General features: G+C 62.5%; 9 protein-coding genes. 4 read left to right on the top strand and 5 right to left on the bottom strand.

From position 1 onward, the window contains the following. The first annotated feature begins 55 nt into the window (after nucleotides 1-55). Nucleotides 56-2,533 carry a heavy metal translocating P-type ATPase gene (locus MU551_RS21265; protein ID WP_247048549.1) on the top strand — a complete coding sequence of 826 codons (2,478 nt, stop codon included), beginning with the start codon at nucleotides 56-58 and terminating at the stop codon, nucleotides 2,531-2,533. Nucleotides 2,534-2,550: 17 nt separating this feature from the next. Here MU551_RS21265 and MU551_RS21270 read toward each other — a convergent pair whose 3' ends face one another. Further along, nucleotides 2,551-2,823 carry a DUF2277 domain-containing protein gene (locus tag MU551_RS21270; RefSeq protein ID WP_247048560.1) on the bottom strand — a complete coding sequence of 91 codons (273 nt, stop codon included), beginning with the start codon at nucleotides 2,821-2,823 and terminating at the stop codon, nucleotides 2,551-2,553. A gap of 243 nt (nucleotides 2,824-3,066) precedes the next feature. On the opposite strand from MU551_RS21270, the gene MU551_RS21275 reads away from it, so the two are divergent. Then, nucleotides 3,067-3,336 (top strand): WXG100 family type VII secretion target, encoded by a 270-nt coding sequence (locus MU551_RS21275; RefSeq protein WP_247048550.1) that lies wholly within the window; start codon nucleotides 3,067-3,069, stop codon nucleotides 3,334-3,336. A 58-nt stretch (nucleotides 3,337-3,394) separates the two neighbouring features. Here MU551_RS21275 and MU551_RS21280 read toward each other — a convergent pair whose 3' ends face one another. Then, a complete protein-coding gene (locus MU551_RS21280; RefSeq protein WP_372489906.1) occupies nucleotides 3,395-4,486 on the bottom strand; it encodes an EamA family transporter in 1,092 nt (363 codons plus the stop codon). A 72-nt stretch (nucleotides 4,487-4,558) separates the two neighbouring features. Between MU551_RS21280 and MU551_RS21285 the strand changes: the two genes are divergently transcribed. Continuing rightward, nucleotides 4,559-5,107, top strand: coding sequence for a CGNR zinc finger domain-containing protein (locus tag MU551_RS21285; protein ID WP_247048551.1), 549 nt, complete (start codon nucleotides 4,559-4,561; stop codon nucleotides 5,105-5,107). Between the two features lie 23 nt (nucleotides 5,108-5,130). On the opposite strand, the gene MU551_RS21290 is transcribed toward MU551_RS21285, so the two are convergent. From MU551_RS21290 to MU551_RS21300, 3 genes are all read right to left on the bottom strand, one after another. Continuing rightward, nucleotides 5,131-5,514: a hypothetical protein gene (locus MU551_RS21290; RefSeq protein WP_247048552.1), complete on the bottom strand. Its 384-nt coding sequence runs from the start codon at nucleotides 5,512-5,514 to the stop codon at nucleotides 5,131-5,133. Nucleotides 5,515-5,582: 68 nt separating this feature from the next. Continuing rightward, on the bottom strand, nucleotides 5,583-6,173 hold the full coding sequence (locus MU551_RS21295; RefSeq protein WP_247048553.1) for a hypothetical protein: 591 nt from the start codon (nucleotides 6,171-6,173) through the stop codon (nucleotides 5,583-5,585). 51 nt (nucleotides 6,174-6,224) lie between these two features. Further along, nucleotides 6,225-7,577 (bottom strand): MATE family efflux transporter, encoded by a 1,353-nt coding sequence (locus MU551_RS21300; protein ID WP_247048554.1) that lies wholly within the window; start codon nucleotides 7,575-7,577, stop codon nucleotides 6,225-6,227. Nucleotides 7,578-7,730: 153 nt separating this feature from the next. On the opposite strand from MU551_RS21300, the gene MU551_RS21305 reads away from it, so the two are divergent. Then, on the top strand, nucleotides 7,731-8,165 hold the full coding sequence (locus MU551_RS21305; RefSeq protein ID WP_247048555.1) for a DoxX family protein: 435 nt from the start codon (nucleotides 7,731-7,733) through the stop codon (nucleotides 8,163-8,165). The last annotated feature ends 108 nt before the right edge of the window (nucleotides 8,166-8,273 follow it).

Raw genomic sequence — 8,273 nt, forward strand, 5'->3', positions numbered from 1 at the left:
ACTGCTCCCGCGACGCCCGCTTCAGCCCGAACCACCAATCCCCGAGGACACCACTGTGAGTAACGAGCAATTGCTGAACCAACCCGGAAGCCGGGTGATTGAACTCGATATCGAGGGGATGACCTGCGCGTCCTGCGTCAGCCGGGTGGAACGGAAGCTAGGCAAGCTCGACGGCGTAGAGGCCTCTGTCAACCTGCCCCTGGAGTCCGCCCACGTCACAGTCCCAGCCGGCATCACAGACGAACAAATCACCTCAACAGTCGCAGCAGCAGGCTACAAAGCAACCATCCGGGAGCCAACAGCTTCCCAGGGTGACAGCCGCAGAAACGATACGCTCGGCGTGCTCGCTCGTACCTCCCCAACGGCGCCCTCCCTTAGACGCACGCTGCCGCGCACCAGCTCAGGTGAGCTGCCCACGAGCGGCGACGCCGGGCATATGCGGCAGCATGCGTCTAAGGGAGGCACGACCGAGCATGCAGAGCATGTGACCGGTGGCGCCGCGAATGTTCTCAAACCGAGGTTGATACTTGCCACGCTGCTGACGCTCCCGGTGTTTGTGATTTCGATGTTCCCGGCTTTCCAGTTCGCCAACTGGGGCTGGGTTGTGGGCGTTCTCGCTTTGCCTGTTGTCAGTTGGGCAGCCTGGCCTTTCCACCGCGCTGCCGCTATCAACGCCCGCCACTTCGCCTCAACCATGGACACGCTGGTCTCCATCGGAGTGATTGCTGCCTACATCTTCTCGGCCTGGCAATTGTTCATAGACCCACGTATGACCGAGCACGTTGGCATGGCGGAGATGGGCCCCGGCGGGCTGTATTTCGAGGTCGCGTCAGTGGTTACCACTTTCCTGCTCCTCGGCCGGTACCTTGAAGCGAATGCGAAGCGGAAGGCCGGGGATGCCCTCCGGGCGCTGCTCAATCTCGGCGCCAAGGATGCAACAGTGCTGGAAGGCGGCACGGAATACCGCCTTCCCGCCGACCAGCTCATGGTGGGAGACGTCATCGTCGTCCGGCCCGGGGAGAAAATTGCCGCTGATGGCGAGGTGATCGAAGGCGTATCTGCTGTTGACGCTTCCTTGGTAACGGGCGAATCGGTGCCGGTTGAGGTGGCTCCGGGCAGTCTGGTTACGGGTGCCACAATCAATACGTCCGGGCGCCTGTTGGTGCGCGCCACCCGTGTGGGTTCCGAGACCACTTTGGCCCAGATGGGGCGGCTGGTTTCCCAGGCCCAGACCGGAAAGGCGCCGATCGCGCGCCTCGCGGATCGAATAAGCTCCGTGTTTGTACCCGTCGTCCTGGTCATCGCTGCTGTCACGTTCGCGCTGTGGCTGCTTGCTGCCGGGCCCGAAATTTCCGACGACGAGTTGCGGGCAGCCTTCACGGCAGCCGTCGCGGTGTTGGTCATCGCCTGCCCGTGTGCCCTGGGACTCGCCACGCCGGTCGGACTGCTGACAGGCACTGGCCGCGGCGCGCAGCTGGGCATCCTGATCAGGGGCCCGCAGGTCCTCGAGGACACCCGCACCGTGGACACCATCCTGCTGGACAAAACAGGAACGGTCACCACCGGTCAACTTGCCGTGGACTCGGTCCAGTCGTTCGGCGGACACTCAGACGCTGACGTTCTGCTCCTCGCCGGCGCGGTGGAGGCCGCGTCAGAGCACCCGATCGCCCATGCCATCGCCGCTGCCGCACGCTCCGCTGTTGGAGCCGAACGCCCGGCGCATGGCACTTCCAGTCCGAAGGGTAACGACGACGCCGGTCGGCTGCCCGCCGTCGAGCACTTTGCCTCCGCTCCCGGCGGAGGAGTGCTGGGAACAGTTGACGGACGCAATGTGGTGGCAGGCCGCACCGGGTGGCTCCAAGAGAACGGCATGCCTGTCAGTTCGGAGCAGAGGGATGCCCTCAGGACCGCAGAGGAGTCGGGCGCCACCGTCATCTGGGTGGCGGTGGATGGAGAAGTAGCAGGCATTATCGCTTTGCGCGACACCATCAAACCTGGTTCCGCCTCGGCCATCGAGCGGCTCCGCAACCTGGGCTTGCGCCCTGTCCTGTTAACCGGCGATAACGCTGCCGTGGCCGCCCAGGTGGCTGCCGCCGTCGGAATTAATCCTGAGGATGTGTACGCGGGCGTTACGCCCGAAGGAAAAGTGGACGCTGTCCGCCAGTTGCAGGCTGCGGGGGCAACGGTGGCCATGGCGGGCGACGGCGTGAATGACGCCGCTGCACTGGCACAGGCCGATCTTGGCATTGCAATGGGCTCAGGAACGGACGTTGCCATCGAGGCGGCAGATCTCACCGTGATGGGTAACGACCTCGGCCAGGTGGCCCAGGCAATCGAGCTCTCGCGTCGCACGTTGTCCACCATCAAAACAAACCTGTTCTGGGCGTTCTTTTACAACGCAGTGGGGATTCCGGTAGCAGCCCTGGGCCTTCTCAATCCCATGATCGCGGGTGCGGCCATGGCAGCCAGTTCAGTGCTGGTGGTGGCCAACTCCCTGAGGCTGCGCCGCTTCGGCGCAACGGAACCCAAGTAGGGCCTGCGCGACGGCGTTCAGGCGGTGCCGTAGCGGATGGCCGCCTTCGCCCTGGCCTTGGCAGCCTCCTCGGCACGATCCTTCGCCGGCGCATGCGTCACCAGGGCGTCCAGGAGGTGCTCGGTAATGTGGGCAATCTCGTGCACAGCCCGGTTGAACGCCTCTTCATTGGCTTTGGACGGCTTGGTGCTGCCACTGATCTTGCGCACATACTGGAGCGCAGCGGCCTGAACCTCATCTGGTGTGGCGTGCGGTTCAAAGTTATGCAGGGTCCTGATATTGCGGCACATAAGGTCCATGCTAGGCTCTGGAACGCCTAGGATCGACCCCCCGAAACCACATCCACGCCCCCGCCCACCGCCCGGACAACAGGTAATGCCGGCAAGGGATGGGGAGCAGTGCATGGGGAGCGGTGCCCATCGACACTCTTTGGAATGCGGGATAGCTTCTAGGTAATGGATCTTCCGGATCAGCCGGAGGCCGCTGGGGATGCCGATTGTTGAATCGAATCCGTTGACAAGAAGGAGATAGACATGGCTATTTGGGGTGCAGATGTAGAGTCGCTGCGGCAGCTTGGCGGCAAACTGCTGGACGGCTCGCAGGAGATCGCGCAGACGAAGAGCCGGCTCACCGGCCAGGTCAACACCGTCGACTGGAAGGGCCCGGACGCCGAGGCCTTCATTCGCGACTGGAACGGTGAGCACACCACCGCTCTGAACCGGGTTATTCAGGCGCTTGAGGAAGCCGGCCAGAAGGCAAAGAACAACGCCACCGCTCAGGAAAGCACTTCTCAGTCCCACTAGGCTTCAGAGCAAACATGATGGCCCGGACGCCCAGCGTCCGGGCCATTCTGCCGTCTGCCTACTTTTTTGCCAGTGACTTGAGCGAGGGAGCGGGAGCAGTGTGGCAAAGAGGTTCGACGTCGTTCGCGTGGTCCAGAACCTGGGCAGCCACCGAGGGCTCCGCACCATGAGCCGCCAGGGCGCCGAGCCGAAGCTCGTCCAGCCGAACAAGAATTACGCCGCCAACAATCAGGGCGCCACCCAAGAGCTGGATGGGACCGGGAAGTTCACCCAGCAGCAGCCAGGCCCAGATGACAGCGAACAGCACTTCCGTCAGCGACACAAACGAGGCAACTTTTGAGCCCAGGGCACGGGCAGCCATAACGCCAGAAACGTACGCCAGAACGGTGGCGAGGACCACCAATCCAGCCACAGACACCCACCAGGGCGTGATCCAGGGGCCAAGTTTCGTGTCGGCCGTGCTGAAAGTCATGGGCAACAGTCCGGTCGCGGCCGCAAGCCACATCACGGCCGCGCCCACCATCAGGCCGCTCGAGGCCAGGACGATCGGGGGCAGTGTGTCATTCTCTTTGGCCGTGATGAAAAAGTAGATTGCCAGGCAAACTGCTGCCGCAAGCCCCCACAGAACGCCGATAAAGTCGATTTTCACGGCTCCAGTGAGGTCCAGGACGAGGACAAGTCCCCCCAGCGAGAGCAAAGTGCCGGCGATCGTCAGAGGCCGCGGACGACGACGGCTGGCAGCCCAGAGCCACAACACGATCAGCACCGGCGCCAGGTATTCGAGCAGCAGGGCAACACCCACCGAGAGTCTTTCGACGGCGTTGAAATAGAAGAGCTGGCAGGCGGCCACACCGATCAGTCCGAACAGCAGGATGGTGATCCAGTTGTCCTTCAGCTGATGCCACCGTCCATGAAGCGCCGGGATGGCGGGGATCGCGAGGATCAGGGCCGCTCCGGTCAGTCGTGCCGTAACAGCGGCGCCGGGGGTCCATCCCGTTTCAAGCAAAGCTTTGCCGAACGAACCTGAGATTCCAAAAACAGCAGAGGAAAACAGGGCAACTCCCAAGCCGGAAGCCAGAAAGCCCGTGGCCGGCCGCGGCAGGCGTGCGTCCTTCGCTGTGGCGGGGGCGGAGTTGTTTGCGGCAGGCACGGGCTGCCTCCTGTCAGGAGTAAAGTGGGGTTATGGTCATTACATTACGCTCAGCCAGAGTAAGGAGTCAAGGTGATCTTTGCCCCTGACACGGAGGTGGCTCTCCGAACCGTCGTCAATCTCATCAACAGCGCTGCCAATGGTGAGGAGCATCTGGCCACAGTGGAGCAGTTGGACGCCTTCCTTGAAGCTGAAGGGTTCAGTGGCTCGAGGACGCGTGATGAAGCGGAATTGGCCAGTATCCACGCGCTCCGGCGAGAACTGGCCGAGGTTTGGGAGGCGGACGAGGACACCGCCGTCGCCACTGTTAACAGGCTGCTTCGCGACGCCAGCGCACTCCCGCAACTGATCAAACACGATGGCTGGGACTGGCATCTCCATGCCACCACGAGGGAGGCGCCACTCTCGGACAGGATGAGTACGGAAGCGGCGATGGCCTTGGTGGACATCATCAGAAGCAAGGAGATGGACCGGATGCTGGTCTGCGCTGCCGAGGATTGCGATGCGGTGGTGCTGGACCTCAGCCGCAACCGCTCAAAGCGCTACTGCGATACCGGAAACTGCGCCAACCGGGCGCACGTTGCGGCATATCGCGCCCGCCAAGCGGCGACATCCAGTTGACGGGTCCGCCGGGGTGGGCAGTGCTAAAGTCGGTCGGGCTCGGGCCCATCACCGGATTCAGTGCCGGTCGCTCCCGTGGCTCCGGTGGTGCCGTTTCCTGAACCGGCCCGGTAACCGCCGTGACCGCCTGATTTTTTGGAACTGAGATTCACGCCGGATCCTTTACCCAGGTGCTCGGCGTTGTCCTTGTAGCTCATGGAAAGCATGGCTGCGATGACGAGGGTAACGATAAAGGCTATGCCGGCGCCCGTCAGGGCAAGATCAAAACGGGGCGAGCGTGAACTTCCTCCGGAGGCAAAGATCAGGACTGCTATGAACGCCACCACAGCCCAGAACGCAGAAAACATCAGCGGTCCCTTCACCGAGGTCCGCAGGTTGCGCGGCTCTCCTGGTTTCTGGTCTGGCACGATGATTCCTCCACTGACTTGTCGTCACGTTTAACACTAAATTTTCTACACGAGGTAGAAGCCTGCTCCTAGTTTACGGCCTTTGCGGAAACAGCACGCGCATCGTACCGAAGCGTCAGTCCGGCAAGAATCCATAGGACTCCGGAAATAATGGCGCCACCGCCAGCGACCCCGAGCAGGGCGTGCGCCCCCAACGAAATGAAGAACGGCAGTGCCACGGCGGTTCCTACGCCAATGACACCCGAAATAGCCCAGTCGCGCCCCAGCGGATGGCGGCGATACCGGATGCCCACGTACAGCTCAACGGCCCCCACCACCGTCAATGCCACTGCGGCAAATACTCCGAACATCAAGTCTTCGGGCAGGAACAGCAAAGCCACACCGGCCCCGGTCATGATTGATGGACCGGCCGCAAGGAGCCGCCCCGGCAGTTCAACGCGGCTGAAACCGGTCTTTCTGACCGACCACAGGAGGGCAAGTCCCGTTGCCACCAGATACAGCCCGCCAGCGCCGCCGAGGACCAGCACCGATGGCTGCGTCCAAAAGATGGTCACCGCACCGAAGACCAGCGCGACTCCTGCCCTCGTGAGAACCGGCTTCCAAAGGTCGGCCGACGGGACAGGGGCAGCAGGCTCAGCAGGAGTTGCGGGTACAGTCACGCGTCCAGTTTAGTGCGGCCCGGAGACCCGACCGACCGTTCCAGCCACTTGTCAGCGCGATCCAAGAACCATCCAGCGGTCGCCTCGGGCGCGCAGGGCAAGGGTTACAGCGCGGGCAAGCATGTAGCCCAGCGCGAAGGCAGCCCAGAGCCACACCAGCGCCTCTGCGCCGTCGGCCGCCCAGAACGCAACAGCCAGAAGCATCGGCACGTAAAACACCAGATTAACGACGCCGGCAATCGCCAGGTACTTCGCATCGCCGGCTCCGATGAGGACACCATCGAGAACGAAGACGTATCCCGCCAGCGGCTGTCCGAGGGCAAGGACCCACAAGGCCAGCATCAGGGCTGAGCGGACATCGTCGTCGGAGGTGAACAAAGCGCCCGCCCAAGGGGCCGCCGCCGCCAAGAGGGCTCCGGTCAGGACTCCAAAGCCGACGCCCCAGCGGATCATGGTTGCCGTAAGCTGCCGTGCCTTGGCCGCCCGGGCAGCCCCAAGCTCCTTGCCTATCAGGGCCTGTGCGGCGATGGCCAGGGCATCAAGTGCGAAGGCGAAAAACGTGAAGATGGTCATGGCCAACTGGTGCGCTGCAAGGTTCACGGGTCCCTGCGAGGTGACCACCAGGACGGTCGCCAGGATTGCCACGCGAAGGCTTAGCGTCCGCAGCATCAACCAGGAACTGATGGTGGTCATGGCGCCAATACCGCTCCAGCTGGGAAGGAGGGAGATCCCGTGCTCGCGCCCTTTGCGTTCCAGCTTCACGACATAAACAATGGCCATGGCCCACTGCGCGATGCTTGTTCCCAAGGCGGAACCCATCACTGAGAGACCGAGACCGTACACCAGCACAAGGTTCAGGACGATGTTCAAACCGAACCCCACGGTCGCCACCACTAACGGCGTTCTGGTGTCCTGCAAGCCGCGCAGGACCCCGGTTCCCGCAAAGATGAGCAGCATGGCTACAAGTCCGGGCATGGACCAGCGGAGGTAGTCAACAGCGAAATCCAGGACTGCACCGCGGGCCCCCATCAGTTCCAGAACGGGTGCTGCGAAGACAGACCCCGCGGCAGCCAGGATGGTCCCAAGTCCAAGAGCGAGCCACACTCCATCACGTCCTGCAGCCAGCGCCTTAGGGAGTTTCCCGTCACCGATGGCCCGTGCCACCGCTGGAGTTGTGGAGTAGGCCAGAAAGACCATCAAACCCACTGCCGTGTGCAGAACTGCAGTCGCCAATCCAACTCCCGCCAGCTCAGCCACGCCCAGGTGGCCGACAATGGCGGAGTCCGCGAGAAGGAACAACGGCTCAGCAATCAAAGCCCCGAATGCGGGCACTGCCAGCCGTAAAATCTCACGGCGGTGACCGGTGGTTGGCTCTGCCCGGTTGACGGAAGGAGTTTTTGGCACGGAATTCAGCGTACCGGCATGTTTTGCGCCACAGTTCACTACGATTTAGTTGACAGTTCAAGTATTAGTGCGGAAGACTCGGGGTCGAACCAACCGCAGGCCAATCGTCTACCGACTGACCCTCATGGCCCCTACGAAAACGGTGACAAGAATATGAACCAATCCAACCTGACCACAACAGCCCTGACCGCCCTGCGCGTTATTGCAGGTTTTCTCTTCGCTGCCCATGGCTGGCAGAAATTCAGTGAGTTCACCATCGCCGGAACCCAGGCTTCGTTCGCCAAAATGGGTGTTCCCGCTGCCGACCTTGCCGCCCCTGTTGTGGCCACCTTGGAACTGGTCGGCGGAATTGCCCTCATCCTTGGCGTTCTGACCCGCATCTTCGCAGCCCTGCTTGCCGTTGACATGCTCGGTGCGCTCTTCCTGGTTCACGCCCCCGCGGGCGTCTTTGCTGCTGCAGGCGGTTATGAACTTGTGCTGCTCCTCGCAACAGCCGCCGCTGCCGTTGCCCTTACCGGCGCGGGCAAGCTTTCTGTAGATAACGCCACTTTCGGCAGGAGCGCCAGCAAACTCAGCGTGCTCGCTTAACCTGTAATTCTTGAGCGTGTGGGTTATTTGCCTGCGCGGGCTTAGCTTCAGCTAAACGCCGACGGCGGTCCGGTCACCCTTTGGTGGCCGGGCCGCCGTCGGCGCTTA

This window comes from Arthrobacter rhizosphaerae, assembly GCF_023062595.1.
Taxonomy (GTDB): domain Bacteria; phylum Actinomycetota; class Actinomycetes; order Actinomycetales; family Micrococcaceae; genus Arthrobacter; species Arthrobacter rhizosphaerae.

What these genes read in the sequence shown, in the direction of transcription:
- MU551_RS21270 (WP_247048560.1), bottom strand. Translation starts at nt 2,823, where the DNA reads ATGTGCCGCAATATCAGGACCCTGCATAACTTTGAACCGCACGCCACA.
- MU551_RS21275 (WP_247048550.1), top strand. Translation starts at nt 3,067, where the DNA reads ATGGCTATTTGGGGTGCAGATGTAGAGTCGCTGCGGCAGCTTGGCGGC.
- MU551_RS21305 (WP_247048555.1), top strand. Translation starts at nt 7,731, where the DNA reads ATGAACCAATCCAACCTGACCACAACAGCCCTGACCGCCCTGCGCGTT.